We start from the raw sequence: 26,173 nt of genomic DNA on the forward strand, positions 1-26,173 counted from the left end.
CTGCGGTGGCGTACACCGAGCAGCGGACCGACAGGCAGGGGCGGAGCGTCTGGATCGGGCGGTTCCGGGTCGACGGACGCCTCCGCAGCACCCGCACGTTCACCGCCCGCCGCGAGGCCCTCGCCGAGGCGCGCCGGCAGGAGGACGCGGGCCGCACCTCCCAGTGGGTGGACCCCGCAGGCTCGCGGGTCACCCTCACGGAGTGGTTCGAGACGTGGCAGGCCAGTCGCGCCGACCGCGCGCCCCGTACCCTCGAGGCCGAGCGGGAGCGGTTCCGGTCCCTCGTCGAGCCGGTGTTCGGCGCCACGTCGCTGCGCCGCATCTCGCACGAGGACGTCGCTCGCTGGGCGTCGACCATGCCGGCGCCCACCACCGGCGCCGTGGCGTCCCCGGCCCGGCGGCGTGACGCCGTCCGACTGCTCGTCGCGCTGCTCGACGCCGCGGTCGACGCCCGGCGCCTGCCCGCCAACCCCGCCCGCACCCCCTCAGGGCGCGTCCCGTCCCTGCCGCGCGCCACCAAGACCAAGGCGCACCGCTACCTCGGGCACGAGCAGCTGCGCCGCGTGGCCGACGCCGCCGGGCCCGCCGCGGGCGGCGCCGCCCGCACCCTCATCCTGCTCACCGGCCTCACCGGCCTGCGCTGGGGCGAGGTCAGCGCCCTCACGGTGGCCGACGTCGACCCGCTGCGCCGCCGCGTCCACGTCACCAAGGCCTACACCCGCCTCGACGACGGCACCCTCCTCCTCGGCGACACCAAGACGCACGCGCGCCGCGAGGTCCCCCTGCCCACCACCCTCGCGACCGCCCTCGCCGACCTCGCCGCCGGGCGGCGCCCCGGCGACCTCCTCTTCCCCAGCGCGACCGGCACACCGCTGCGCCGCGAGAGCTTCGACCGCTCGGCCTTCCGGCCCGCTGTCGCCGCCGCCGGCTCCGCGGTCACCACCCTCCAGGGCCTCCTCGGCCTGCCCCTGGTCACCGGCCTGTACGACGACGTCACGCTCGCCTGGGTGCGCCGCGCCCAGACGGCCAACGGCCTGCCGGGCACCGGGGTGTCCGACCCCGCGACCTGGGCGGTGCTCGTGGCCGCCGACCCGGTGCGCGACAGGCTCTCCCAGGGCGAGAAGGTGCGCCGCACCCGCCTGCTGACGCAGCTCGGGCGCACCACCCTCGGCCCGGGCGCCGAGGACTTCGCCGACCTGACCCTGCACGACCTCCGGCACACCGCCGCCTCCTTGGCCATCGCCGGCGGGGCCACGGTCAAGGCGGTGCAGCGGATGCTCGGGCACGAGTCGCCGATCCTCACGCTCGCCACCTATGCCGGCCTGTTCGAGGACGACCTCGACCGCCTCGGGGACTCGATGTCGGCCGCCTTCGAGGCGAGCGCCGCCGGGACGGGACCGGGCACCCGTGCGGGCGTCACCTCGATCGGCCCGGCGCGCGCCTGGGCGACGGGCTGACCCGCTCAGGCTCGCGCCGCGGCACGAGCTGCCGGCCGGTGCTGCCGGCAGTCCCGGCGGGTCGCGCGCAGGTACAGGGCGGTGAGCGGGGCCAGCGTGAGCCCCCAGGCGAGGAAGCAGCCGTAGACCAGGTAGAAGACCCACGGAGCGAGCTCGCCGCCCGCCGCCGGCGGAGCGAAGACCATCAGCACCACGCCCGTCACGCTGACCGGCAGCAGCATGAGCGAACCGATGACGCCGAACGTCGCGCTGACGGCGTGCAGCACTCTCTGCCGGGTGGTGACCGGGATCGCGCCCGCCCCCATCACCAGGGTGACGACGATGGCCACCAGACCCATCACGACGGTGTCGCCGTACCCCGGGGAGGCAAGGGTCACGTTGTCGAACGAGTCGCCACGGGTGCCGATCCTCGAGCCCAGCCCCCAGGCGAGCTTGAGCGCGGTGTAGGGCACCGCTGCCAGCACGGCGGCGAACGCGAGCCGGCGCAGCGCGCGCCGGGTGCCCCCGCTGACGGCGGGCGCCTCGGCCTCGACCCGCCCGCACCACGGGCACGTACCCCGGCGCAGCCGGCCCTGCACCACCGACCAGGCGAGCAGGAGCATGCCCGCGGTGACGACGAGCAGGTGCGTTCCCGCCGTCGCCCAGGGGATCCCGACCTCGAAGGGTCCTTCGGCCCCGGTGAGCCGGCTCAGCACCCCGATGACGAGCATCAGGATGGAGTGCGGCACGGCCAGCAGGCTGCCGCTCAGCATCCCGGCCCCCGTGGCCGCGGCCAGGACCGCACGCCACCGCGGGGCGGGTCGTCCGGTGGGCAGCGTGAGCAGGGCGGTGGCCACCGCCATCCCTGCGGCGAACCAGCGTGGTGTGGTGGGCATCTCGACGGGGTCGGCGAGCCCGGCCAGCTCGATGGCACTGAGCGCCCCGCCGGCCAGCAGGCAGGCGAGGGTGACCACCCAGCGCAGCGCCGCGGCACGGGGCGAGGTAGGGGCCTGGGAGAGTGCGGTCGGGAACGTCCTCGGGTCCATGTCGGCCAGCCTGCTGCGCCCGGGGTCCCGGGGGCTCCCGTCCGGGGGTGATCCGTATCCCCCGCGCGGGTGAGATGACACCCGATGCTCACTATGTGCTCATTACGACCTCTCTTGGGTCGGCCCAGTGGCCAGCAATCCGCGAGATCTAGCCGATCAGCCACCATCCCACACCCGCTTAAGGAAAGCGGGTGTGTACTGTTTGCCGTGAAAAGTCGTAGTAGTATCGCACTACTCCTCCTACTACTCCCCCTCAACCGCGAACGAACGACGAACGGACGATCCCAGTGCGCGACAAGGAACGGGTCTTCGAGGCCGCCGACGCCCTGCTGGCCGAGGGCGCCTCCCCCACAGTGACCGCCGTGCGTGAGCGCGCCGGCTGCTCCAACGCGACGGCGACCCGTTATCTGCGCGAGTGGCGCGAGACGCGCGCCGCCGAGCAGGCCGGTGCACAGGCCCTCCCCGAGATCCCGGCACCCGTGGCGCTGCTGGTCGACCGCGGCGTGAAGGGGCTGTGGGCTGCGGCCGTCGAGGCGGCGCGGGCCACCCACGCGAGCGAGCTCACCGCAGCCCGGTCCACCCACGAGGCGCTGTCGGGCGAGGCCGACGAGCTCGCCCGCCGGGCCGACGCCGCCGAGGCCGACCTGGGTGAGGCCCGTGCCACGCTGGCGGTGGTCCGGGAGCAGGCCGAGGCGCTCGAGGCCGCCCGCGCTGCCGTCGAGTCCGAGCGTGCGGCCGCCCAGGCAGCGCAAGCGCGGCTCGAGGGCGAGCTGGCCACGGCCCACGACGCGATCGGCATCCTGCGCACCGAGCTGGAGAAGGCACGCGCGAGCCTGGCCGACGCCGAGCAGAGCAGGTCGGCCGCGGAGAGCGCCCGGGCCGAGGCCGAGGCGGCACGCGCCCAGGCGGAAGGGGCGGCTGCGGGCCTTCGGGAGTCGCTGGCCGACGCCCGCACCTCCCTGGAGGCAGCACGCGCCCAGGCGGCCGAGGCTCAGGCGGCCCGGGGAGCGGCGGAGGCGGAGCGGGCGGCGGCCGCGGCGTCGTCGGCCCGGGCGGAGGCCGAGGTCGCGGCCGCGCGCGAGATGCTCAGCGAGGCCCGGGAGACCGCGCGGCGCGAGCGCGAGGTCGCGGAGCGGGCCCGGGAGGAGCTGGTGGCCGTGCGGGCGGTCGCGGCAGAGGCTGCACGCAGCGCCGAGACGCGGGAGGCCCGTACCGGGGAGACCCGGACGTGAAAGGCAGGGAGTGAAGACTTCTCACTCCCTGCCACAACCAACGTATAACACACAGGGGGTCTTGCCGCAAGACCCCCTCCCCGGCGCAGAATCGGCGACCTCAGCCGAAACTGCGACGACGGGACGCCATGCACCCCCTCACCACCCACGTCTTCGACCTGCCCGAACAGCTGGCGGCCAAGGCCGAGCCGGCGCTCGTCGCGGTCGACGAGCAGCACTTCGCCGACCTCGCGGCAACCCTCCAGGAGTCGGTCGCCGAACTGACCGACCGCCTGGACGCCGCCCGCAGGGCACCGGCCGGCGGCGGGCAGGCGGCGTTCGACCGCGACCAGGAGGTCCACCGCCTCACCGCCCGCCTCCGGATCCTGCAGCGGTTCGGCCTCGACCTGTGCCTCGGCCGCATGGTGGCCACGGACGGGTCGGACCCGGTGTACGTGGGACGGCTCGGTCTCACCGACGCGGGCGGGCGGCGCCTGCTCGTCGACTGGCGCTCCCCCGCGGCCGAACCGTTCTTCGGCGCCACCCACGCCCACCCCATGGGCCTGGCGAGCCGACGCCGCTACCGCTGGACCGACGGCCGGATCAGCGACTACTGGGACGAGGTCTTCACCCCCGACGGCCTCGAGGGGAACGCCGCGCTCGACGACCAGTCCGCGTTCATCGCCAGCCTCGGCAGCGAGCGGTCCGACCGGATGCGCGACGTTCTCGGCACCATCCAGGCCGACCAGGACGCCATCATCCGCGCCGGGTCCCGCGGCGCCCTCGTCGTCGACGGCGGACCGGGCACCGGCAAGACCGTCGTCGCCCTGCACCGCACCGCCTACCTCCTCTACTCCGACCCGCGCCTGGGGCACCGGCGGGGCGGCGTGCTGTTCGTCGGCCCGCACCAGCCCTACCTCGCCTACGTCGCCGACGTGCTGCCCAGCCTCGGCGAAGAAGGTGTGCGGACCTGCACGCTGCGCGACCTCGTGCCGGAGGGCGCCGCCGCCGTGCCCGAGACCGACCCCGAGGTGGCGCGGCTCAAGGCCGACGCGCGCATGGTCGCGGCCGTCGAGCCCGCCGTGCGGCTCTACGAGACGCCACCCACCCAGGGCCTGGAGGTCGAGACCCCCTGGGGCGACGCCTGGCTCAGCAGCGCCGACTGGGCCGAGGCGTTCGAGGCCGCCGAGCCGGGCACCCCGCACAACGACGCCCGCGACCAGGTGTGGGAAGCGCTCGTGACGATCCTCGTCGACAAGCTCCTTCAGGCCGACGACCCGGACGCCGGACCCGACGACGCGTACGCCGCGCTCGACGACGGGCTCGGCGGGGACCCGTACGGCGAGGCCGTTCCCGGCGAGGACGACGAGTTCGACGCCTACGGCCGCGGCGGCGGTGAGGTCCCAGCGGCGGCGCTCCGCACGGCGCTCGCGGCCGACCGGGAGCTCACCCGGGCGTTCGGCCGGGCGTGGCCGCTGCTTCACCCGACCGACCTCGTCGGCGACCTGTGGGAGGTGCCCGCGTACCTGCGCCGGTGCGCCCCCTGGCTGACACCTGAGGAGATCGAGGCGCTGCAGCGCGCGGAACCCCAGGCGTGGACCGTGTCCGACCTGCCGCTCCTCGACGCGGCGCGGCAGCGCCTCGGCGACCCCGAGGCGTCACGGCGGCGCCGTCGGCAGGAGGCTGCCGCCGCGGCCGAGCGGGCACGGATGGCCGACGTCGTGGACGACCTCGTCGCCACGGACGACTCCGACATGGGCGTGATGCAGATGCTGCGCGGCCAGGACCTGCGCGGGGCGCTCGTCGACGGCGCCGCGATGCCGGACGTCGCCGGCCCGGACGCGCTCGCCGGCCCGTTCGCGCACGTCGTCGCGGACGAGGCGCAGGAGCTCACCGACGCCGAGTGGCAGATGCTGCTGCTCCGCTGCCCGTCGCGGAGCCTGACGATCGTCGGCGACCGGGCGCAGGCCCGGCACGGGTTCGCCGGGTCCTGGGAGGAGCGGCTCGCCCGCGTGGGGCTCGACCGGGTGGAGGTGGCCTCCCTGACGATCAACTACCGGACGCCCGAGGAGGTCATGACGGAGGCCGAGGCGGTCATTCGGGCGGCGCTGCCGGACGCCAACGTGCCGACGTCGGTGCGGCGCGGCGGCGTTCCGGTGGTGCACGGGTCCGTCGCGTCGCTCGCCTCCGTGCTCGACGCGTGGCTGGCGGGTCACGCCGAGGGGACGGCATGCGTCATCGGCGCTGACGGAGCGCTCGCCGAGGTGGACGAGGTGCTGGCGGCGCGGCCGCGGGTCCGCTCGCTGACGCCCGAGCTGTCGAAGGGCCTCGAGTTCGACCTGGTCGTGCTGGTGGACCCCGAGACGTTCGGGTCCGGGACCGAGGGTGCGGTGGACCGCTACGTGGCGATGACGCGAGCCACGCGGGAGCTGGTGGTGCTCACGAGTTCCTGAGGCGGCGCCCGCCGAGAACCTGCCGGGCCGATCGCTCGGCGCGGGGTCGGTCAGGCGGCGAGCGCGTGGCCGATGGCGCGCACCAGGCCGGTCGTGTTGATCGCGCCCTTGCGGTAGCGCTCGACGGCGGCGGTGAGGGCCTCGCTGATGTCGCGCGGCGCCCGGTTCGACCGGCCCGCCGCGGTCCAGATCTCCCGGTCGAAGACGCGCACCCGCCGCGCCGGTCCCCGGTACAGGCGACCCGCCAGCACGGGCTGCGCCCCGGTCTTCGGGGCACCACCCGGGCCGACGACGATCACGGGGCCCGTCACGTTCGCCTCCGCCTGGCTGCGACGGGCGGCGACGACCGCCGCCTCGGCCTCGCGCAGCGCGGCGAGCCGGGAGGCGCGGTAGCGGGCGCCCGGGTTCCACCGGTGCGCGGGGTCCGGCGGGGCGAGGTCGATCTGGAGCTGGACGCCGACGGGCTCGCGCCGGGGGGCGCGGGCAGGTTCCGGCGCCGCGGGCTGGGCGTCCTCCGCCGCGGGCTCAACCGCGGGGGGCGGCGGGACGGGCGGGAGGGCCGGCTCCTCCCCCGGGGGCGGCGGGACGGGGGCGTGGGCGGCGTCGGGCTCGGGCAGGTTCGCCTTCAGCATGGCGATGATCCGGCCGACCTCGCCGGTGCTCGTGCGCGAGGCGTCGTCTTTCTCCGCCATCGTGACCACTCCCCTCGTCCGGCTGAGCGCGACGGTGACCGGTGACGCCGTCGTGCCCGTATCGTCCCTCATGCCGCGACGGGACGGCAAGCCTGGGGAAACTCCCGGTCAAGATCGCCCAGGGGACCTGCTCCGCCGACCTGTCAGTTCTTGCCCAGCAGGTCCAGGAAGCTCGGCGTGCTGGCGAACGGGTCGGCCGGGCCCTCGTTCTCCCGGGCCGACGCCCGCGCAGCCAGCGCCTTGCCCGCCCGTTCGATGCGCTGGGGCAGGGGGTTGACGTCGTCGTGCTTGCTCTCCGCGGGGGTGCCGCCGGAGGTGGCCCAGTCGTCGGTGGCCGCGAACACGGAGGTGGGGATCACGTCGGCCCGGAGGTATGTGAGCAGCGGCCGCACCGAGTAGTCCAGGGCCAGCGAGTGGCGGGAGGTTCCGCCGGTCGCCCCGAGCAGCACGGGCATGCCGGTGATCGAGTCCTTGTCGAGGATGTCGATGAACGACTTGAACAGCCCGGAGTACGTGGTCGTGAACAGCGGCGTGACGAGGATGAGCCCGTCGGCCTTGGTCAGGATGTCGATCGCCCGGGCCAGCTCGCCGGTGGCGAACCCGGTGAGCATGGCGTCGACGACGGCGTGCGCGTGGTCACGCAGCTCGATGGTCTCGACGTCGACGGTGTGGCCGAGGGCCTCCAGCTCGCGCGCCGTCGCCCCCGCGAGGCGGTCGGCGAGCAGGCGGGTCGACGACGGCTGCGACAGCCCGGCGGAGACGACGACGATCGTGCGTTCGCTCATGGTGCGGGTTCCTCCCTGGGAGTCTGGATCGGCCTCAGAGACCGAAAGCCTTGCCCGACGCGGCCTGCTGGGACTCGGGAGAGCCCTCCTCGGCACGGCGACCGGTCCACGTGTCCTCTGTTCCGCCGACGTGTCCGGCGCCGGCCTCACCGGCAGCCTGGGCGCGGGCGACGCGCTCGGCGTGCGTGGGCGGGTTGGCCGGCACGCCCTCGGGACGCTTGGCCTCGACGATCTTGCGCAGCTCCGGCACGACCTCCCCGGCCAGCAGGTCGATCTGGTCGAGCACCGTCGTGAGCGGCAGCCCCGCGTGGTCGATGAGGAAGAGCTGACGCTGGTAGTAGCCCACCTCGTCCACGAAGGCGCCGTAACGGTCGATGACCTGCTGCGGGGAGCCGACGGTGAGCGGGGTCTCGCGCGTGAAGTCCTCCATCGACGGCCCGTGGCCGTACACCGGGGCGTTGTCGAAGTACGGGCGGAACTCGTCCCACGCCGCCTGCGAGCTCTTGCGCATGAACACCTGGCCGCCGAGGCCCACGATCGCCTGGTCGGCGCGGCCGTGGCCGTAGTGCTCGTAGCGCTCGCGGTAGAACGTCACCATCTGCTTGGTGTGGCTCATGGGCCAGAAGATGTTGTTGTGCAGGAACCCGTCGCCGTAGTACGCGGCCTGCTCGGCGATCTCGGGGCTCCGGATGGAGCCGTGCCACACGAACGGCGGCACGCCGTCGAGAGGACGCGGGGTCGAGGTGAAGCCCTGCAGCGGAGTGCGGAACTTACCCTCCCAGTCGACGACGTCCTCGGTCCAGAGGCGGCGCAGCAGCGCGTAGTTCTCGATGGCCAGCGGGATGCCCTGGCGGATGTCCTGCCCGAACCACGGGTACACCGGCCCCGTGTTGCCGCGGCCCATCATGAGGTCCATGCGGCCGTCGCTGATCACCTGGAGCATGGCGTACTCCTCGGCCAGGCGGACCGGGTCGTTCGTGGTGATGAGCGTCGTCGCCGTCGACAGCGTGATGTTCTTGGTGACGCCGGCGAGGTAGCCCAGCATCGTCGTCGGCGAGGACGCGACGAACGGCGGGTTGTGGTGCTCCCCCGTGGCGAAGACGTCGAGCCCGGCCTCGTCGGCATGCTTGGCGATCGCGAGGATGCTGCGGACCCGCTCGGTGTCGTCCGGAGTGTGACCCGTGGTCGGGTCGGTGGTGACGTCGCTGACGGTGAAGATCCCGAACTGCATGATGAGCTCCTGCGGCTGGCTTGCGGCCGGTCGGCCGCCCCCTCTGTTCATGCTTTTGCATGTACATGCGCCTCAACCCCGCGGCGGCCCCGGATGTTCCCGGCGGGAACGCGTGAGATCGGGCACAATGAGTCCGCTTTGCCTGAGTTCGCGTTGGCCGTGTGCGGGCACGGCGCGTAGCCTGGTCAGGCGCTCGCGGACGGGAAGAAGTCCCGCCGCAGGACCGCCCGCCGCAGCACCAGCGTCCCACGAAAACGGGAGCCGGAGCCGTTACGGGCCACACCAGCACCGATCCCACGGACCGTCTCAGGTCGCCGGAGCAATTATCCGGAACATTTGACGAGGGTCCCGGCGTTGGCACTACGGACCTTTTCCCGAGACCCTGGAGGACGACATGGCTGACCGCTCCCTGCGAGGAATGAGCATCGGTGCCAAGAGCATGGAGTCCGACGAGGGCGTGGACTTCGCCCCGCGGTTCCAGGCGTACTACGACTGCCCCAACGGGCACACCATCATCCTCCCGTTCTCGACCGACGCCGAGGTTCCCGCGGTGTGGGAGTGCCGCTGCGGCGAGGAGGCGCTCCTGCGTGACGGTGAGCGTCCCGAGCCCAAGGCCACCAAGCCGGCTCGTACGCACTGGGACATGCTGCTGGAGCGTCGCACGGTGAAGGAGCTCGAGGAGCTTCTCGACGAGCGCCTCGAGCTGCTCCGCGCTGGCAAGCTGCGCCGCAGCGCCTGACGCCTCCGGGCCCGCGCCGGGCCGGGCACTGCTCGCGGGTACACGTATGGCCGCTCCTCCGTCGGGAAGGGCGGCCATACGTGTACCCACAGCGAGGCGGGCGGGTGGGCTGGTCGTGGGTCAGGCGGTGCGCGCCCTTGACCTCGACCGCGCGTTCGTCACGATGCCGCCGATCACCAGCAGCGCGGCCAGGGCGCTGGTCGTCCAGCCGAGCCAGTACCCGACGCGGACCGCCGGCGTGAGCTCGGTGCGCAGCGGCAGGTCGGCGAGCAGCTGGTCGGCGGTGAACAGCGAGGTGGACTCGAGCAGCGTCCCGTCGGCGGCGATGATGCCGCTGACGCCCACGGTCGAGATCTGCACGGTCGAACGGCCCGTCGTGATGGCCTGCATGCGCGAGATGGCGAGCTGCTGCGTCGACTCCGGCGTGAACCCGAACGAGGCGTTGTTCGTCGGCACGATGAGCACCTCCGCGCCCCGTTCGACGGAGTCGCGCACGATCTCCTCGTACGCCACCTCGAAGCAGATCACCGTGCCGAGCCGCACGTCGCGCCCCAGCCGTTCGACGGGCAGGTCGATGATCCCGGGGTCGGAACCGGGGAGCATGTCGGTCTGCACCCGGTCCACCTGGGCGGAGAACATCCGCGCGAACGACCGGATGGGGATGTACTCGCCGAACGGCACGGGGTGCTGCTTGGCGTACCGCTGGGTGACACCCTCCCCGGGCTGCCAGAGCAGCAGCACGTTGTACCGGCCGCCCGTCTCCGGCCACTCCTGCGCGCCCACGAGGATGGGCGCCGCGACGTCCACGGCGGCCTCGTCGATGTCGCGGGCCACGTCGCGGGTGGTCTGCGGGTCCAGGTCCGACCCGTTCTCCGGCCACAGCACCACGTCCAGGTCGCCGGGCCCGACCTGGTCGAGCAGCGCGCGCGTCCCGTCCAGGTGGTTGTTCAGCACCTCGGCACGGTTGGCGAACGACCCGAGCCCCGGCTCCCCCACGTTGCCCTGCACGGCGCCCACCTGCAGCACCTCGTCCGTGGGGTCGTCGGGCGAAGGCAACGGCAGAGCCAGCGGGCCGACGACGATCGCGGCTCCCAGCACCACGGCTCCCGCCGCGGCGCCCCACCCGGCTGCGGGCGTCCGGGCACCCTGCGCTCCACCAGCGTCGTCACTCTGCGTCGACACGGTTGACGCAGAGTGACGGAGCCCGAGCAGCGCACGGAGCCCGGCGCCGGCGAGCTGCGCCACGAGCGCGCTCACCAGCACCACGAGGAACGTCACGAGCACCGCGCCGCCGAGCCAGGCGGCCCTGCCCAGGGGTGCGTCGACCATGGCCCAGGCCAGGCGCCCCCACGGGAACCCGCCGAACGGCACCTCGGACCGCCACTGCTCCACCGCGGCGAACAGCAGCGCGAACGCCGCCGCCCGGGCGAGCCCGGACCAGGCGCGCTGAGGCAGCCAGGTGTCCAGCGCCCGGCGCACCCACGACCAGAGGAGGCCGAGCACCGCGAAGAACGAAGCCTGCAGGAGGCTCACAGCGATCCAGGGCACGGCGTCCGTGGAGACGTTGGACCACCAGAGGTGGGTGAGGAAGAACGCCAGGCCGAAGATCAGGCCGACGAACAGGTTCCACCAGGCTCCTCGCCGTCCGAGGACGAACCAGAGGAGGGCTACCGCGACGAACGCGGCGGGCCAGAAGGCGACGTCGGGAAAGGCCGCCCAGAGGGCGAGCCCACCGACCGGCGCGAGGAAGAGGGTCAGCAGCCGGGACGGCTCGCGGTGGATCACGGGCGCAAGCCTAGCCAGTAAACCTGGAGGTCCCGCTCACTCGAACGTGTCGAACAGGACCACCCCGTCGCGCAGCGTGTGGAGGCACTCGGGGGTGGCGGCGTCCGGGGCGAGGTCGGGCAGCAGGGGCGAACCGGCGCGCGCCTCCTCGCTCCACGAGCTCAGCCGTCCCGGGACGCTCTGCACGCCCAGACGCTCCGCCCGCCACACCGCCAGGTGCGCCGGCGCGCCCACGCGCAGCTCGCCCGCCCCCGTGTGGTCCAGGCCTGCCAGACGCCACCCGGCGCGGGTGTGCGCCCGGAACGCCGCCCGCGCCGACACCCGCTGGTCCGGGTCCTCGTGGCTGGTCGCCGCCCGGACCCCGGCCCACGGGTCGGCCGGGGTCACCGGCGTGTCCGACCCGTACGCCACCGGCACGCCCGCCCCGGCAAGGTCGGCGAACGGCAGGAGCGAACCCGCCCGCACCGCGCCCAGGCGCGACGCGTACATGCCCGAGGAACCACCCCAGGCGGCACCGAACGCCGGCTGCAGCGACAGGCTCACCCCGTGCAGCAGCAGCACCCCCAGTGCGTTCGCGTCCACGAACAGCGCGTGCTCGATCCGGTGGTGCGCCGCCCGCAGCGCGCCCGGCCCGTCCACCTCCGCCGCCACCTGCAGGCCGAGCACGACCTCGTCCATCGCCCGGTCGCCGATGACGTGGAACCCGGCCTGCTTGCCCACCGCCGTCACCGCCGACAGGTGGTTCGCGACCTCCTCGGCCGACAGGTACAGCTCGCCGTACCAGGCCTCCCCCGCCGGACCCGACATGAGGTCCGAGTATGGGGTCCGCAGCGCGGCCGTGCGCGACCCCAGCGACCCGTCCACGTTCAGGTCCCCGCCGATGCCCGTGAGCCAGGGGAGCTCCGCCAGGAGGGAGCGCGCGTCGTCCGCCGTCTCGCACAGCTCACCCCGGTACGCGGCGACGTGCGGCAGGCCGTTCGCGGGGTCCGCCGTCAGCGCCATCAGCTCGGCCAGGCCCGCCCGCGTGTCCACGTGGGGTGCGCTCATCTCGTGCACGCCCACGATGCCCTGCCGGGCCCAGCCCTCCAGCGCTCGCCGGTACGCGCGCGTGCGGCGCGCCGGCGTGACGTCCTGCGCCAGGTCGCGCGCCACGTGGTGCGCCTCACCCGTCACCGTGCCGTCCTCGGCCAGACCCGGCGTCCCGCTCAGGCCCGCCCGCTCCACCAGCGACGTCGAGATGACCGCCGAGTGCACGTCCACCCGCGCCGCGTACACCGCACGACCACCGCACGCCGCGTCCAGCTCCGACCGGGAGAACGCCCGGCCCTCCGGCCACGTCTGCTCGTCCCACCCGAACGCGAGCAGCACCTCCTCGCCCGCCGGGTCCTCCGCGGCGAGCTTGCGTGCGCCCAGGTGCAGCGCGGCGAGCGCGTCCGCCAGGGAGCGCACGCCGGCGCCCGCGGAGAGGTCCACCGCCTGGGAGGAGAGCCCGGTCTCGAGCGTGTGCACGTGGGCGTCGACGAACCCCGGGGCCACGAGCGCGCCGTCGAGGTCGATGACGCGGTCGGCGCGGGCGGCGAGCCCGGCAGCGGTGTCGTCGGAGCCCAGCCAGGCGACCACGCCGTCATCCACGAGGATGGCCTCGGCGAAGGGGTCGACGGACGAGTGGACGACGCCACCCCGGTACAGGATCGAACGTGCTGGCTGACTCACGGTGGGACTCTATGTGATTACAGGCTGGAGTACGCCACCACACCTCGAAGAACTTGGTCCTGTGCCTTGCGGGCGGTGGTCCGCAGCACGGGCGACGGCGCGGCGCCGGCGAGCTGGTCCAGCACGTCGACGACCTGCTTGCACCAGCGCACGAAGTCACCCGCCGCGAGGTCGGAGCCCTTGAGGACGGCGTCCAGGCCCTTGCCGGACGCCCAGCGGTGCACGGCGGCGACCATCCCGTCGTCGAGCGGGCCCGTCGACGAGATGCCGTGCGCCTGCTCCAGGTCGTCCACCTCGGACCAGACCCGGGTGGTGGCGTCCAGCGCCCGCGCGAGGCGGCCGGTGGGCCCGCCCGGCAGGTATGGCTCCACCGGGTCGTCGCGCCGGCCCTGGTACACCACGGTCGACACGGCGGCGGCGAGGCCGGGGGCGTCGAGCCCGTCCCACACGCCACGGCGCAGGCACTCCGCGAGGAGCAGGTCGTTCTCGGCGTAGAGGCGGCGCAGCCAGCGGCCGTCGTCGGTCACGCGGAGCCCGGCCTTGGCGCTGCGGTCGAGGTAGCCGAGCTCGAGGAGCACGTCGCACGTCTTGTCGAACACGCGCGCGATCGAGCCGGTGCGGCCCTCGACGCGGCGCACGAGCTGGTCGTGCTCCTTCTTGAGGCGGCTCCACCGCTCGGCCCAGCGGGCGTGGTCGTCCCGGTCGGGGCAGGCGTGGCAGGGGTGGGCGCGCAGCTGCTTGCGCAGGCGTGACAGCTCGGCGTCGCTCGCCGCGTCGCTGCCGCCGGAGGGCCGGCCCGAGCGGGCACCCCGGTCCCGCGGGTCGGAGACGGCGCCCAGGGCCGCCCGCATCGACGACACGAGGTCGCGCCGGGCGGCGGGCTGGCGGGCGTTGAACGTCTTGGGGACGCGCACGGTGGTGACGGTGCGCAGGCCGCCGGGCGCGTCGGCCAGCGTGAGCTTCTTCACCTGCCGCTCCTGGGTGAGCACGGTGGGGCGGGGACCGTCGAAGCCACCCGGCTCGCCGGGGTCGAGCACGAGCACGTAGCCGCGGCGACGGCCTGACGGGACCTCGACCACGTCTCCCCGTCGCAGCTTCTCGAGCGCCGCGATGACCTGGGCGCGCTGTGTGCCGGCCTCGGCGCGGGAGAGCTCCTTCTCGCGGTCGCCGATGGCGGTCCGGATGGCCATGTACTCGGCGAAGTCGCCGACGTCGCACGTCATCGCCTCGGCGTAGCCCTCGAGGGCCTCGGCGTGGGCCTGGGCCTGCTTGGCGAGCCCCACCACGCCGCGGTCAGCCTGGAACTGGGCGAACGACGTCTCCAGCACCTCGCGCGCCCGGTCGCGGCCCACCTGGGCCACGAGGTTGACCGCCATGTTGTACGTGGGGCGGAAGCTGGAGCGCAGCGGGTACAGGCGCTTGGACGCGAGGCCGGCCAGCGCAACGGGGTCGAGCGCCCCGTGGTCGACGACGACGGCGTGCCCCTCGACGTCGATCCCGCGGCGCCCGGCCCGGCCGGTGAGCTGGGTGTACTCCCCCGGCGTGACCGGGACGTGCGCGGAGCCGTCCCACTTGACCAGCTTGTCGAGCACCACGGACCGCGCGGGCATGTTGATGCCCAGCGCCAGGGTCTCGGTGGCGAACACGACCTTGACGAGGCCGCGCGAGAACAGCTCCTCGACGGTCTCCTTGAACACGGGCAGCATGCCCGCGTGGTGCGAGGCGATGCCGCGCGCCAGCGCCTGCGACCAGGACCAGTACCCGAGCACGTCGAGGTCCTCCGGCGGGATCGCCGCGGTGCGCTGCTCGGCGAGCTGGCGGATCTCCGCCTCCTCCTGCGCGGAGGTGAGCTTGAGGCCCGCCTTCAGGCACTGCTCCACGGCCGCCTCGCAGCCGGCGCGCGAGAAGATGAAGTAGATGGCGGGCAGCAGGTCGTCGTGCGCCAGGGCGTCGATGACGACGAAGCGCGGCGGGGTGCGGCGGCTGGGCACGCCCTGGTTGCCGCCTGCCGGTCCGCCGGGACCACCGGGGCCGGTGCGGCGCCCGCCCGGGCCGCGGTAGCCCCGGTCGCCGCGGCCCCGATAGCCGCGCCCGCGGCCACCGCGCTCGTCCCGGTCGCCACCATGCCCGCCCCGGAAGGCGGCCAGCAGGTCGGGGTTGATGGGCGGCGTCACGCCGGGGTCGGTGACGTCCACGTGCCCGCCGTACAGGTCGAGCAGGCGGGGCACGCCCCGCGGCTCGGGTGACGACAGCAGCACGTGCTGCCACAGCGGCACGGGGCGGTGCTCGCTCACCACGACCGCCGTGTCGCCGCGGACCATCTCGAGCCAGTCGCCGAACTCCTCGGCGTTGGACACCGTGGCCGACAGCGACACGAGCTGCACGTCGTCGGACAGGTGGATGATGACCTCTTCCCACACCGGGCCGCGGAAGCGGTCGGCGAGGTAGTGCACCTCGTCCATCACCACGTACGCCAGGCCGTCCAGCGTGGACGAGCCCGCGTAGAGCATGTTGCGCAGCACCTCGGTGGTCATGACCACGATGGGCGCGTCGCCGTTGATCGTGGAGTCGCCCGTGAGGAGACCGACGTTGTCGGCGCCGTGACGGCGCACGAGGTCGCCGTACTTCTGGTTCGAGAGGGCCTTGATGGGCGTGGTGTAGAACGCCTTGCGTCCGCTGGCCAGCGCCAGGTGCACGGCGAACTCGCCCACCACGGTCTTGCCGGCGCCGGTGGGCGCGGCGACGAGCACGCCGCGGCCCTCCTCGAGCGCCGTGCAGGCGCGGACCTGGAAGTCGTCGAGCGTGAAGCCGAGGATCTCGCGGAACTTCGCGAGCTCGCCGGTGTTCGCCTGCTTCTCGGCCGCTGCGCGGGCCTGGGCGGCGGCGAACCGCTCGGCGGGGCTGAGCTGCGTCATACGCCCAGCCTACGGGCGACCGCCCACACCCCCCGCCAGAACGCGCAGCGCCCCGGGCCGCACCTCCGCACGCAGGGGCAACGCCCCGAGCAGCTCACCGTCGGCGTACGCGGCCGGCGGGTGCCCGACGTCGGCCGCGGGCCTCGCCTCCACCGTCACCGCCCGGCACCGCACCACGTGCACCGCCGGGTGCGACAGGTGCCGGCCGTTCGCGAGCAGGCGCGGGAACAGCAGCGCGGCACCGGTCCGGTCGAGGCCGGCGGCGACGACGACGTCGAGCAGGCCGTCGTCGGTCCGTGCGCCCGGGGCGACGAGCATGCCGCCGCCGATGCGGGGGCTGTTGGCGCAGGTGACGATCGCGGCGTCGCCGCTCCAGGCGACCGTGCGGCCCACGGGGCCGCGCTGGACGGCCGGGAGCGCGCCGGGCAGGGTCACGCGGTCCTCGTGCGGCACGCCCTCGAACGTGAGGCGGTACCCGTAGCGGGTGTAGGTCGCGAGGGCGCCGAGGGCGGCAACCGTGTACCGGGAGCGGCCGCGCGGGTGCACCATCGCGTTGGCGCGGGCGTTGACGGCGGCGTCGAGCCCGGCGGAGAGGGCCCCGGCGTACCACGTGCCGCCGTCGGCCCCCGCGCGGGCGACGCGGCCCGTGACGTGGACCGCGTCCACGGCGCGGACGCCCGACGCGCCCTCGGCGAGGTACGCGTGGAGCGCGTCGCAGGCGTGCCGGGTGGTGAGGGAGGGCAGGCCGAGCGCGGTGGCGAAGTCGTTGCCGGTGCCGACCGGGACGATGCCGAGCGGGACGTCCGTCCCGGCCACGACCTGGAGGCCGAGGTGGACCATGCCGTCGCCGCCCACCACGACGAGGGCGTCGAGCTTCTGCTGCAGGGCGCGCTGCGCCCGCTCGGAGGCGAGGGCGGCGCTGCGCCCGGAGAGGTCCCAGACGTCGTGCCCGGCGGTATGGAGGTAGTCGATGACGGCCTGACCGGCGACGCGACCGCGTCCCTTGCCGGCGGACGGGTTCACGACGACGCCCAGGCGTCGTCGCCCGGGCGTCGTGGAGGAGGTGCTCACGCCACGTCAGCGTAGCGGCGTTCGACCTGCCGGTCGTGCATGATCGCGATGCCCACCGCGGCGAAGTAGAGCAGGCAGATGGGCAGCGCCACCAGGATCATCGTGAGCGCGTCCGGGGTGGGGGTGATGATCGCCGCGAAGGTGAATGCGATGAGCACCGCCCACCGCCAGCCCGCCAGGAGGCTCGTGCCCTGGACGATCCCCGCGAAGTTCAGCCCCACCAGCACCACCGGCGACACGAACGACAGCCCGAACGCCAGGATGAGCCGCATCACGAAGCTCAGGTACTCCTGTGCGTTGTTGAGGTTCGACGTGTCGTCGGGCACGAAGCCCGTGAGGATCCCCACCGCGTGCGGCAGCACCAGCCACGCCATGTAGGCGCCCGCGAGGAACAGCGGCACCGCGGCGCCCACGAAGCCGAACGCGTAGCGCCGCTCCTTCGACGTGAGACCCGGCGTGACGAACGCCCACAGCTGGTACAGCCACCACGGGCACGTGACGAACACGGCCAGGAACAGCGACACCTTGATCTTGGTGTCCAGGGCCGCCGTGAGGCCCGTGAAGTTCAGCGTGACCGGGATGTCACGGGCCTCCGACGCCGCCTTGAGCGGCGCCTGCAGGAGCTGCATCAGCGGGTCGTACGCATACCAGCCGAGGACAGCGCCCAGCACCAGGCCGACAGCGACCAGGACGAACCGCTTCCGGAGCTCGAGCAGATGCTCGAGAAGCGACATGCGGCCGTCGGCCGGTCGCTTGGTACGGACAGGCACAGGCTATGCCTTGGGGCTCTCGTCGTCCTTCACGACCGACTGCGCCGTGGCAGCGGTGGTGGGGGTGCTGGAGGTGTTCGGGGTGGCGTCGACCTTGGTGTCGTTGGCAGGGGCGTCCTTCTTGCCCTTGTCGTCGCGCAGGTCGTTGATCTCGCTCTTGAAGATCTTCATCGACTGGCCGACGCTCTTGGCGAGGCCCGGCAGGCGGGTGGACCCGAAGAGCAGCAGGACGATGACAAATACGATGAGCCAGTGCTGCCACTGCATGGCGCCCATGGTGTGATCCCCTTCCGGGACGATGGTGGTACGCCCGATCTTAGTCAGTCCTGAGGGGCGCGGAGGTAGCGTCCCGGTGGACGGAAGGTTGCGTGGGTTTGTGGGCGTGCCGCGACGACGGCGTGTCGGGGGGCCAGCGGCCCGACGGCGCGGGATGCTGCGGGGCGTGCTGACCTTCCGGTGGTTCGCGGCCCCCGTCCCCGACTCCCTGCCCGTGTCCCAGGTCTACGGCTGGTGCTTCGCCGAGTGCGGACGCGTCCTCCTGCGGGACGACGCCGGAAAGATCGGCATGCCGGGCGGCAAGCCCGAGCCCGGGGAGACCCGGGAGGAGACCCTCCACCGGGAGGCGATGGAGGAGTGCCAGGTGGTGCTCGAGTCTCCCGTGTACCTCGGGTACCAGCACGTGACCCCGTCCGACGGCGCTCCCCCGTTCGCCCAGCTCCGGTACGCGGCGCGGATCTCGTCGTTCCTCCCCCGCGCCGTCGACCCCGACAAGGGGCGGATGTACCGGCGGCTCCTCACCCCCGTGCACCGGGCGCCCGCCCGGCTCGACTGGGGCGTGCCCAACCTGCTCCAGGCGGCCGCCGCCGCTCTCGTGGCGGAAACACGGCTCGGGCTCGACCCCGACGCGAGCGGGGTGGACGGGTACCGGGACTGAGCCCTCCCGGTCCCGGGCCGGGCGCCCGCGGACCCGCTCAGCCCCGGGCCTCCCGGCGGGCCCGACGCGCCTCGACGGCCGCGTCACGAGCCGCCCACGCGTCCGCGACCGGGCCGAGGTGGGCCAGCTTGTCCGGGTTGATGATGCCGCGAACCGTCTGGATCCGGCCGTCGAGCACGTCCAGGGCCAGGATCGCCAGGATGCTCCCGTCCGCCGTGTGGAGGATCGCGCCCGGCTGCTGGTTGACGTCGAGCTCCTCGAGCGTGATCCCCGTGCCGAACATCGCGGGCGAGTACGCGGCGAGCACCCGCGCCACGTTCTCGGCGCCCACCACGGGCCGGGTCAGGGCCGGGCCCTTGCCGCCACCGTCCGCGACCGACTGCACGTCCGCCGCGAGCAGCTCCTTCAGCCCGTCCACGTCGCCCGCCCGCAGCGCGTCGAAGAACCGCGCCGCGAGCTCCTCCCGCTCCCGGCGGTCGGCCTCGAACCGCGGCCGACCCTCGTCCATGTGCCGCCGCGCCCGCACCGCAAGCTGCCGGCACGCCGCCTCCGACCGCTCCACCGCGCCCGCCACCTCCGCAAAGCTGAACCCGAACACCTCCCGCAGCACGAACACCGCCCGCTCCAGCGGGCTCAGCCGCTCCAGCAGGACCAGCGCCGCCATCGACACCGAGTCCGCAAGCTCCGCCGCGCGCTCCGGCACCTGGAACGTGTCGTTCACCAGCGGCTCCGGGAACCACGGCCCCGGGTACGCCTCCCGGCGCACCCGCGCCGACCGCAGCACGTCCAGCGAGACCCGCGTCACCACCGCCGACAGGAACGACTTCACCGACACCGGCTCCGTCGTCGTCGACTCGTAACGCAGCCACGTCTCCTGGACCGCGTCCTCCGCCTCCGTCACGCTGCCGAGGATGCGGTACGCGATCGCGAACAGCAGCGGACGCAGCTCCGTGAACTCCTCGGTACGGGTCATCGGAATCAGCCTGCCATCCGGTCGGTGGTGGCGCGGGGCGCGGCGCTCGCGGCCTCGTCTGTCTTGTCGCCTGCACCCGGCCAGCGCGTCATGCCTGGCGTGCGCCGCTCCCACGCCGTCGCGCGTTCGACGCTGAACAGCTGGACCCGCTTCATCGCCGCGCCGGCCCGGCCGGTGAGCGTGAGGCCGGCCGCGACGTCGTCGGGCCCCGTGCGCTGGAAGACGCCGTCCCGCCCGCCCAGGCTCACGCTCCGGCCGACGAAGCCGAGGTCGAGGGCGGCGGGGCGGCCGTCGTCGGGCACCAGGCCCAGGCTCTCCGCGCGCAGGGCGTCCGCCGCGTGAGCGGCCGACGGGAAGGCGAACTGGCACGACATGCTGTACCGGCCGCCAGCCGGGCCGGGCGTGTGCCCGGCGTCGCCGACGGCGAGGACCTGCGGGTGCGAGACGGACCGGAGGGACGCGTCGGTGAGGACGGCGCCCTGGGCGTCGACGGCGAGGCCGGCCTCCCGGGCGAGCGGCGGGACGGCGAAGCCGCCGCACCAGACAGTGAGGTCGGACGGCACCTCGGCGCCGTCGTCGAGCACGAGCCGGTGGGGCTCGATCGCCTGGACCCGGACGTTGTCGGCGGTGGCGACGCCGAGCCTCGCGAGGGTGCTCCGCACGTGGGCGCGGCCGCGCGGGCTGAACCAGGCGCCGACGTCGCCCGCCGTGACAAGGCTGACGCGGAGGTCGGGACGCGCCTCGGCGAGCTCGGCGACAGTCTCGAGGCCGGTGAAGCCACCGCCGACCACGGCGGCGTGCGCGCCCTGGGGCAGGGCGCGGAAGGCGGGGCGCAGGCGCCGGGCGGCCTCCAGGTCGCCGACGGCGAACGCGTGCTCGCCGCCCGGGACCGGCACCGGCTCGGTCGAGCTGCCGGTGGCGAGGACGACGCGGTCGAACGGGATGGTGACGGTGGAGCCGTCGGTGGCGACGGTCGCCTGGCCCGTGTCGACGTGGAGGGCGGTGACGTAGCCCTCGACGAAGGTGACGTCGCGGCCGAGGATCTGCCGCAGGCTCGGCAGGGCGATCTGCTGCCCGACGGCGGCCCGGTGCAGGCGGAGGCGGTTGACGAAGGCTGGGCGCGGGTTCACCACCGTGACGGCGACACGGCCGTGCGAACGGCCCGCGAGGCGGACCGCGGCCATGCCGCCGGCGAAGCCGGCGCCGACGACGAGGACGTGGGTTCGGGTGCTCATGCCCCCGAGACGAGATGGGGGGCGCGGGTGTGACATGACCCGCCGGCGCGGGCCCTCGGTGCTATCGCCGGATTCGGCGTCACCACCCGTTCCAGCATCTCCTGCGTCTCGCCGTCCGTGGAGTACAGCAGCGTTCCGCTCATCCCACGGGTCAGCAGCACCTTGTAGACGTTGCGCACGAGCCGGTCGTAGTCGCCGTCGGGCACACGCTTGGTGAAGGCTGGGTCCTTCGAGAACTCACGGCGCGCCAGCCAGCCGCCCGCTCCCCCGTTCGCCGCCGCCCGCCAGACGAGGTCGGGGCCGAGGATGACGCCGTTCCACTGGTACTCGAAGCCTTGGGCGGTATACACGCAGCCAACCTGGTCGAACCCGGCGGGGTCGGTCGCCCAGAGGGAGGCGGGCGGCGCTCCGTTGACGGCACGCTCGCCGTAGACGTTCCAGGGCCGTGCCCAGTCTCCGACCACGACGTCACGCACCAGTGCGCCGTCGGGTCCGGGCTCCTTGGACCAGGGCCAGCAGAATCCGGCGGTCATGCGAGCGGTGTGGCCGTGCTCCTGATAGGTGCGCAGCCGCGCCTCGAGCTCGGCCGGGGAGGAGGCCACGTCGACGGCGAAGGCTTCGTCCCCGGTCCAGGTCTCGGCGGTGCCCGACGGCGGCCCGTCCAGGCCGAGCAGTGTCTCGACCCACTCGATGTACTTCTGGCTGCCCCCGGCTCGGAACTGCGCATCAAGGTTGACCTGCCGCACGGTAAGACCCTTGCGTTCGGCCGCAGCGCGGATGTCTGCGACGTTGCCGATCTCACCGGGCCGGACGACCTGGTTCTCGTCGAGCAGGAACACCGGCACGCGCGCCGCGTCGATCAGCTCGTCCACCTGCGGGCGAGCTTTCTCGCGGATCTCCTTCTTCGTGTAGCGGTCGACCGACGTCTCCCGGATGCGGTGTGCCTCGTCGAGGATCAGAACGTCCAAGCCGTTCTTCTCGGCCGCGGAGAAGTTGTTGAAATAGAGGAACATCTTCTGGGTTCGCGAGGACCCCTTGCCCGCGACCTTGCGGAGCGTCTGGGTGAACGATCGCGAGCCGGTCGCGTGCAGCACGGTGCGTCCTTCGCGTGCCAGCTCACCGAGCAGACTCAGCGCGATCACCGACTTGCCCGACCCTGGTCCACCCGACACCAGGACGATCTCCTTGGTATCCCCGCGGCGAGACCCCTCGACGGCTCGGTGCACCAGGTCCACGGCGACGCGCTGCTCGTCGAGCAGGACGAACACGTCCCGGTCTCGCACCATGTCGGCCGCTACCGAGAGAAGGTTCCGCGACGGCGCCTTCGCCGACCCGAGTAGGAGGTCCGCAGCTTCCGCGCCGGGCGCCGACGGGTCGAGCAAGGTCAGGAGGTGCTCGCGCAGACGTGCGCGGCGCTGTCCGGTGAAGAGCGGGACCTCCGCGACGGCAGGCACGTCGAACAGGTCGCCGGCCAGCATGTCGGTCGCGTTGTGCAGGTAGGCCACGCCCTGCACGGCTTGTGGCCGGTGCTCGAACCACCGCACATAGTCCCGGAGGTACTCGAGGTAGCCCTTGACCTGCTCGCTCGGGTGGAGCACCTCCCGGTAGCGGGCGCCCTCCGGATCGACGAGGACGTCGCTGTCACCGCCTGACCGGTGCGCGGTGCTCCACTGCTTGAGCTCGACGACCACGAACGAAGGCTCGCCGGTACGCGGGTGGGCGCCCGCCAGAATCACGTCCGTCCGCTTCGACGTCCACGGCAGCCGGTGCTCCAGGATCACCTCGACCTTGTCGAGACCCGCCTCCTGCAGATCGCTCGTCAGCACGGGCAGCGAGCTGCGCCACGAACGGCGCTCGCTCTCCCCCACGCTCACCCCCTGGTAGCGCAGCTGGGTGGCCAGGTGCTCCTCCACCGAGGACGGGCCTGAGGCGAAGGACGACGCGAGCGCTGACACGGAATACCGGACGACCGACAAGGGCACTGCTCCCGGGGCACGAGTAATCGTGCGGTGGGGAGCGTGTCCTGAAGCCGACTCGGGTCGGCCGGAAGCTCGTCGTTACCGCTATGGCACTGTGACGATAACGACGTCGCAGGTGGTGGGCCAATTGTGGGGGTGGGTGAAGATGGTCGTCCGGGCGATCAACCGCTGACTCGGCGGACTGCCCTTAGTCGCTACCGAACGGCGTCTTGGGACCGGGTTTTCAACGTGTCACTGACGTGTCTCCGCCGACCGCGTCAAGGAGCGCCTTCCAGGGGAACGTCTCTGCGGCGCCGGTCCCGGAACTGTGCGGCTCGTTCGGGCCGATCACCACGTCGATCCCCCAGGACCGTAGCCGGTCCAGGCTCGCCTGGTAGGCGGGGTGCCGTGCGAAGCTGACGTTGATGTACGGACCGAGGGCGATCGGGATGCCACGGCCGGTCTGTTCTGCGAGGCGTGTGAGAACGTACGTGTCCGCAAGCCCGAGTGCCCACTTCGTGATCGTGTTGAACGTCGCCGGCGCCACGATCATCGCGTCGGGGTCTGGCAGCGAGTAGCCGACCGAGGTATGGAAATCGGTCCGGACAGGGCGCCTCAAGACCTCGGAGATCTCGCTCATCGCGTCCGGGAAGACGGACGCAGCACGCTCCGTCGCAAGGACATGCACCTCCCAGCCACGCTCGGCGGCGGGCGGCAGCAAGCCCGATGAGACGAACTGCGTGGCGCCCGCGGCACACACCACGACGTACAGGACAGGCTGAGGCATGAGCCACCTTTCGAGACTCTCTGCGGTTCGTCTGGCGTCGACACTAGGGCAGTCTGGGAATTGCCTCCGACACTCTGTACCCCGACTCCGTCGACCGTGACGCAGGTTTCTGCACCACGTCCCCACCGACGAGGACGACCTGTCCGCGTCCGGCGAGCCGGCCCATGAGGCTCTGATGCAGGCTGTCGACGCGATCAGCCGTGCCGGGTTCTCCCGGTTCCGATTCCGTCACCAGAGGGGGTCGGAATAGATGTCGGGGCCGTCGTCGATCGGGTACACGAAGAACGTGTCGGCGTCGGGGGACACACCTCGCGCGGTGAAGGGCGAACCGTCGTCGTTCGTGACGTCGTAGACGCCCTCGCTCTCCGCACCCGCCCAGGCCACCTCGAACGCGTCCCACGTGCAGTCCTCGTAGGTGGTCACCACCTCGACCACGAACCCGACTCCTTCCTCGGGGCCGCCGAGATACACGGACTTCTGCTCGAAGTACGGTTCGCCCCAGCCCGGTGCCTGGCCGGACTCCTCCATCTCGTAGAGCCGCGCGACCGTGGGACGTTCCATCGAGAACGAGAGCACGTTCCGGTCCGCCTCGCCCTGGTTCGGGAGGAGGAAAGCGGCGCTCGCGGTAGCTGGGACGCACTCGAGCCCGGAGAGCTGGACGTCCGTCATGGCGATCGCGGTAGCGCTCGAGCTGTTCAGGTCGAGGGTCCAGCGGTACGAGAGACCCGTCTCCTGCGCCGAGAACGTGTGGTCCGCCACGGTCCCCCGCTCGTGGAGTGACGTGAGGTGCTCGAAGAGCTCAGGGTCCTCGAGGCTCGCGTCCGAGTAGAAGTCGACCTCTTCGGCGGTCAGGTCGTCCAGCAGCATGATCGACGGCGTGACGGGTTCGATGTTCACCTGGTCCACGCGGTGCCAGAGGCCTGGGTCGAACGGCTCAGGCGTGGGCTCCGAAGGGTCGTCAGGGGTGGGCTCAGGTGTGGGCTCTACGGGCGGCGTCGGCGACTGCCGCGCGATCTCTTGCTCGAGCTTCTCCTGGATCTGCGCGTCGCGCCGGGCGGTCGGCTCGGCGAGGACCCAGTCCCACGCCGTCGCCGCGAGCGTGCCGACCACGGCCAGGCCCACCAGCATGAGGAACGTGCGGACGGCCCGATCCGGACCGGTCGCGTGCTCGGGGTACGCGGTCCGCAGGATGCTGTGGAGCACCTTCCCGACGGCTTCTCTGACGCTGCGATCCCCCGAACCCACCCAGCCCCCTTGGTCGCCTTTGTCCGCTCCGCGGCGTCTATCCATGATCGTGGGGGTAGGGGTACGAGGCAAGGGGCGATCACCGGGGTCCGGCTCGGCCCGGGCCCCAGCCGGGCTGTCGCCGCGCGACCGGGGCGGGCGGGTGCCTACCGTGGAGGACCGACGACGGCGCGGAGGCCCCCGATGACGAACGTCCCCGGCGACGACGCCCCACGCAACCCTGACCCGGAGCCTGATGGCCGCACTCAGCCGCTCAGCGGCAACGTCCAGCCGGGCGAGACGCCACCGGCGTCGGACCAGGTGAGCGCCCCGCAGGGGCACGAGGAGCACGGGCCGCGGGCGTGGACGCCATGGGCGTGGATCCTCGGGGTGGTGCTCGTGGTGGGGCTGGTGGCGGCGATGTTCATCGGTATGGGGGTCGGGTTGCTGGATTGAGAGCCCAGGCATGCGGGCCGACGACGGAGCAGTCGTCCCCCTTCAGCCCTTGCTGGTGGCCCACGTCCACAAGGCGGCGTCGAGCAGCCGTAGCCGGCCGGTGTCCGGGTTCACCCGGCGCCCACTCGTCTCGGCGGCTTGACGCACCAGCGTGGCGACCTCGTCGACCGCGGCGGTCACCTCCGTGTCCCGGGTCAGCGCGCGGAAGACCAGCCAGTCAATGCGATAGCTCCCCGTCCCTCGCAACGGGATCAGGCCGAGAAGCCTGCACACCTGGTTGTCCCGGACCGGGAACAGGTCTGGCCGCTTGCGGGCGCACACCTTCGAGGCTGTCACCCATGCGTTCGGGCTCTGGGTCGAGGGCGCCGACAGGGCCTGTCGCACCGCCAGGTAGAACCGCTCCATCGCCTCGAGCGCAGGTCCCGAAGCCTCGTGCAGGTGCGTCTCGGGAAGCGCGCTCAGGGCGCTCAGTGCCTTGTCACGCGCGGGGCCCGGTTCCAGCAGCCGTCGGGTCGCCCCTGGTCCGACGGCGACCGAGAGCAGCGTCACCGCGTGCAGGTCCGCCGCGACGATGTCGTCGCGAACGACTGGTTGCAGCTGCACAAAGGCGGACCCCGCGAAGTCGCCTTCCAGGTCGTAGTAGCTGATGAGCCGGTCCTGGGCCGGGCGCGGCGAGTCGGTTGCAAGAGCCTCCAGCGCCCGTTCCCTGGCCTGCGCGACGAGACCTTCGTCTACCTCCGGCCAGGTGCGGGGCACGTG

At 73.1% G+C, this 26,173-nt stretch carries 22 protein-coding genes; 6 read left to right on the plus strand and 16 right to left on the minus strand.

Going from position 1 to position 26,173, the window contains the following annotated elements; genetic code table 11:
* The first annotated feature begins 5 nt into the window (after nucleotides 1-5).
* Nucleotides 6-1,457, plus strand: coding sequence for a tyrosine-type recombinase/integrase (locus AC060K_RS08680; RefSeq protein WP_483765027.1), 1,452 nt, complete (start codon nucleotides 6-8; stop codon nucleotides 1,455-1,457).
* A gap of 5 nt (nucleotides 1,458-1,462) precedes the next feature.
* Here AC060K_RS08680 and AC060K_RS08685 read toward each other — a convergent pair whose 3' ends face one another.
* On the minus strand, nucleotides 1,463-2,482 hold the full coding sequence (locus tag AC060K_RS08685; protein ID WP_483765028.1) for a hypothetical protein: 1,020 nt from the start codon (nucleotides 2,480-2,482) through the stop codon (nucleotides 1,463-1,465).
* A gap of 287 nt (nucleotides 2,483-2,769) precedes the next feature.
* On the opposite strand from AC060K_RS08685, the gene AC060K_RS08690 reads away from it, so the two are divergent.
* On the plus strand, nucleotides 2,770-3,714 hold the full coding sequence (locus AC060K_RS08690; protein ID WP_483765029.1) for a DNA-binding protein: 945 nt from the start codon (nucleotides 2,770-2,772) through the stop codon (nucleotides 3,712-3,714).
* Nucleotides 3,715-3,842: 128 nt separating this feature from the next.
* Nucleotides 3,843-6,146 (plus strand): HelD family protein, encoded by a 2,304-nt coding sequence (locus AC060K_RS08695; protein WP_483765030.1) that lies wholly within the window; start codon nucleotides 3,843-3,845, stop codon nucleotides 6,144-6,146.
* Nucleotides 6,147-6,196: 50 nt separating this feature from the next.
* Here AC060K_RS08695 and AC060K_RS08700 read toward each other — a convergent pair whose 3' ends face one another.
* The 3 genes from AC060K_RS08700 to AC060K_RS08710 all read right to left on the minus strand — a co-directional run bounded on the left by AC060K_RS08700 (nucleotide 6,197) and on the right by AC060K_RS08710 (nucleotide 8,854).
* The gene (locus AC060K_RS08700; RefSeq protein WP_483765031.1) at nucleotides 6,197-6,910 is read right to left on the minus strand and encodes a hypothetical protein; all 714 of its coding nucleotides are present in this window, start codon (nucleotides 6,908-6,910) and stop codon (nucleotides 6,197-6,199) included.
* A 71-nt stretch (nucleotides 6,911-6,981) separates the two neighbouring features.
* Nucleotides 6,982-7,623 carry an FMN reductase gene (locus AC060K_RS08705; RefSeq protein WP_483765032.1) on the minus strand — a complete coding sequence of 214 codons (642 nt, stop codon included), beginning with the start codon at nucleotides 7,621-7,623 and terminating at the stop codon, nucleotides 6,982-6,984.
* Nucleotides 7,624-7,657: 34 nt separating this feature from the next.
* Nucleotides 7,658-8,854, minus strand: coding sequence for an LLM class flavin-dependent oxidoreductase (locus tag AC060K_RS08710; protein WP_483765033.1), 1,197 nt, complete (start codon nucleotides 8,852-8,854; stop codon nucleotides 7,658-7,660).
* 394 nt (nucleotides 8,855-9,248) lie between these two features.
* Between AC060K_RS08710 and AC060K_RS08715 the strand changes: the two genes are divergently transcribed.
* Nucleotides 9,249-9,593: an RNA polymerase-binding protein RbpA gene (locus tag AC060K_RS08715; RefSeq protein ID WP_125775937.1), complete on the plus strand. Its 345-nt coding sequence runs from the start codon at nucleotides 9,249-9,251 to the stop codon at nucleotides 9,591-9,593.
* Nucleotides 9,594-9,713: 120 nt separating this feature from the next.
* Here the strand turns inward: AC060K_RS08715 and lnt are convergent, their stop codons facing one another.
* The 6 genes from lnt to tatA are packed head-to-tail and all read right to left on the minus strand — an operon-like array spanning nucleotide 9,714 to nucleotide 18,123.
* Nucleotides 9,714-11,378, minus strand: a complete 1,665-nt coding sequence (gene lnt, locus AC060K_RS08720; protein ID WP_483765034.1) for an apolipoprotein N-acyltransferase — start codon at nucleotides 11,376-11,378, stop codon at nucleotides 9,714-9,716.
* A 36-nt stretch (nucleotides 11,379-11,414) separates the two neighbouring features.
* Nucleotides 11,415-13,091 (minus strand): amidohydrolase, encoded by a 1,677-nt coding sequence (locus AC060K_RS08725; RefSeq protein WP_483765035.1) that lies wholly within the window; start codon nucleotides 13,089-13,091, stop codon nucleotides 11,415-11,417.
* 17 nt (nucleotides 13,092-13,108) lie between these two features.
* On the minus strand, nucleotides 13,109-16,006 hold the full coding sequence (locus AC060K_RS08730; protein WP_483765036.1) for a DEAD/DEAH box helicase: 2,898 nt from the start codon (nucleotides 16,004-16,006) through the stop codon (nucleotides 13,109-13,111).
* A gap of 9 nt (nucleotides 16,007-16,015) precedes the next feature.
* A complete protein-coding gene (locus AC060K_RS08735) occupies nucleotides 16,016-17,077 on the minus strand; it encodes a diacylglycerol/lipid kinase family protein (RefSeq protein ID WP_483765037.1) in 1,062 nt (353 codons plus the stop codon).
* The gene (tatC, locus tag AC060K_RS08740) at nucleotides 17,074-17,847 is read right to left on the minus strand and encodes a twin-arginine translocase subunit TatC (RefSeq protein ID WP_483765038.1); all 774 of its coding nucleotides are present in this window, start codon (nucleotides 17,845-17,847) and stop codon (nucleotides 17,074-17,076) included. Before tatC ends, AC060K_RS08735 begins: the two co-directional genes overlap by 4 nt.
* A 3-nt stretch (nucleotides 17,848-17,850) precedes the next feature.
* The gene (tatA, locus tag AC060K_RS08745) at nucleotides 17,851-18,123 is read right to left on the minus strand and encodes a Sec-independent protein translocase subunit TatA (protein ID WP_483765039.1); all 273 of its coding nucleotides are present in this window, start codon (nucleotides 18,121-18,123) and stop codon (nucleotides 17,851-17,853) included.
* Between the two features lie 166 nt (nucleotides 18,124-18,289).
* On the opposite strand from tatA, the gene AC060K_RS08750 reads away from it, so the two are divergent.
* Nucleotides 18,290-18,781, plus strand: coding sequence for an NUDIX hydrolase (locus AC060K_RS08750; protein ID WP_483765040.1), 492 nt, complete (start codon nucleotides 18,290-18,292; stop codon nucleotides 18,779-18,781).
* A 37-nt stretch (nucleotides 18,782-18,818) separates the two neighbouring features.
* Here the strand turns inward: AC060K_RS08750 and AC060K_RS08755 are convergent, their stop codons facing one another.
* The 5 genes from AC060K_RS08755 to AC060K_RS08775 form a co-directional block, all read right to left on the minus strand.
* Nucleotides 18,819-19,754, minus strand: coding sequence for an RNA polymerase sigma-70 factor (locus AC060K_RS08755; protein WP_483765041.1), 936 nt, complete (start codon nucleotides 19,752-19,754; stop codon nucleotides 18,819-18,821).
* 5 nt (nucleotides 19,755-19,759) lie between these two features.
* The gene (locus AC060K_RS08760; RefSeq protein ID WP_483765042.1) at nucleotides 19,760-20,989 is read right to left on the minus strand and encodes an NAD(P)/FAD-dependent oxidoreductase; all 1,230 of its coding nucleotides are present in this window, start codon (nucleotides 20,987-20,989) and stop codon (nucleotides 19,760-19,762) included.
* On the minus strand, nucleotides 20,986-22,965 hold the full coding sequence (locus AC060K_RS08765; RefSeq protein WP_483765043.1) for a DNA/RNA helicase domain-containing protein: 1,980 nt from the start codon (nucleotides 22,963-22,965) through the stop codon (nucleotides 20,986-20,988). The genes AC060K_RS08760 and AC060K_RS08765 overlap by 4 nt, the downstream gene beginning before the upstream one ends.
* Nucleotides 22,966-23,191: 226 nt before the next feature.
* Nucleotides 23,192-23,734 (minus strand): flavoprotein, encoded by a 543-nt coding sequence (locus AC060K_RS08770; protein ID WP_483765044.1) that lies wholly within the window; start codon nucleotides 23,732-23,734, stop codon nucleotides 23,192-23,194.
* Nucleotides 23,735-23,962: 228 nt separating this feature from the next.
* Nucleotides 23,963-24,937, minus strand: a complete 975-nt coding sequence (locus AC060K_RS08775; protein WP_483765045.1) for a hypothetical protein — start codon at nucleotides 24,935-24,937, stop codon at nucleotides 23,963-23,965.
* 225 nt (nucleotides 24,938-25,162) lie between these two features.
* Between AC060K_RS08775 and AC060K_RS08780 the strand changes: the two genes are divergently transcribed.
* Nucleotides 25,163-25,414, plus strand: a complete 252-nt coding sequence (locus AC060K_RS08780) for a DUF6480 family protein (protein ID WP_483765046.1) — start codon at nucleotides 25,163-25,165, stop codon at nucleotides 25,412-25,414.
* 42 nt (nucleotides 25,415-25,456) lie between these two features.
* On the opposite strand, the gene AC060K_RS08785 is transcribed toward AC060K_RS08780, so the two are convergent.
* Nucleotides 25,457-26,170, minus strand: a complete 714-nt coding sequence (locus tag AC060K_RS08785; protein WP_483765047.1) for a DUF6308 family protein — start codon at nucleotides 26,168-26,170, stop codon at nucleotides 25,457-25,459.
* Between the last annotated feature and the right edge of the window lie 3 nt (nucleotides 26,171-26,173).

This window comes from Antribacter sp. NEAU-D49 (assembly GCF_057158775.1).

Bases quoted from the DNA above. Each gene is read 5' to 3' on its own strand.
- AC060K_RS08780 (WP_483765046.1), top strand. From the start codon at position 25,163: ATGACGAACGTCCCCGGCGACGACGCCCCACGCAACCCTGACCCGGAG.
- AC060K_RS08710 (WP_483765033.1), bottom strand. From the start codon at position 8,854: ATGCAGTTCGGGATCTTCACCGTCAGCGACGTCACCACCGACCCGACC.
- AC060K_RS08760 (WP_483765042.1), bottom strand. From the start codon at position 20,989: ATGAGCACCCGAACCCACGTCCTCGTCGTCGGCGCCGGCTTCGCCGGC.
- tatA (WP_483765039.1), bottom strand. From the start codon at position 18,123: ATGGGCGCCATGCAGTGGCAGCACTGGCTCATCGTATTTGTCATCGTC.
- AC060K_RS08700 (WP_483765031.1), bottom strand. From the start codon at position 6,910: ATGAGGGACGATACGGGCACGACGGCGTCACCGGTCACCGTCGCGCTC.
- AC060K_RS08695 (WP_483765030.1), top strand. From the start codon at position 3,843: ATGCACCCCCTCACCACCCACGTCTTCGACCTGCCCGAACAGCTGGCG.
- AC060K_RS08770 (WP_483765044.1), bottom strand. From the start codon at position 23,734: ATGCCTCAGCCTGTCCTGTACGTCGTGGTGTGTGCCGCGGGCGCCACG.
- AC060K_RS08705 (WP_483765032.1), bottom strand. From the start codon at position 7,623: ATGAGCGAACGCACGATCGTCGTCGTCTCCGCCGGGCTGTCGCAGCCG.
- AC060K_RS08685 (WP_483765028.1), bottom strand. From the start codon at position 2,482: ATGGACCCGAGGACGTTCCCGACCGCACTCTCCCAGGCCCCTACCTCG.
- AC060K_RS08755 (WP_483765041.1), bottom strand. From the start codon at position 19,754: ATGACCCGTACCGAGGAGTTCACGGAGCTGCGTCCGCTGCTGTTCGCG.
- AC060K_RS08730 (WP_483765036.1), bottom strand. From the start codon at position 16,006: ATGACGCAGCTCAGCCCCGCCGAGCGGTTCGCCGCCGCCCAGGCCCGC.
- AC060K_RS08715 (WP_125775937.1), top strand. From the start codon at position 9,249: ATGGCTGACCGCTCCCTGCGAGGAATGAGCATCGGTGCCAAGAGCATG.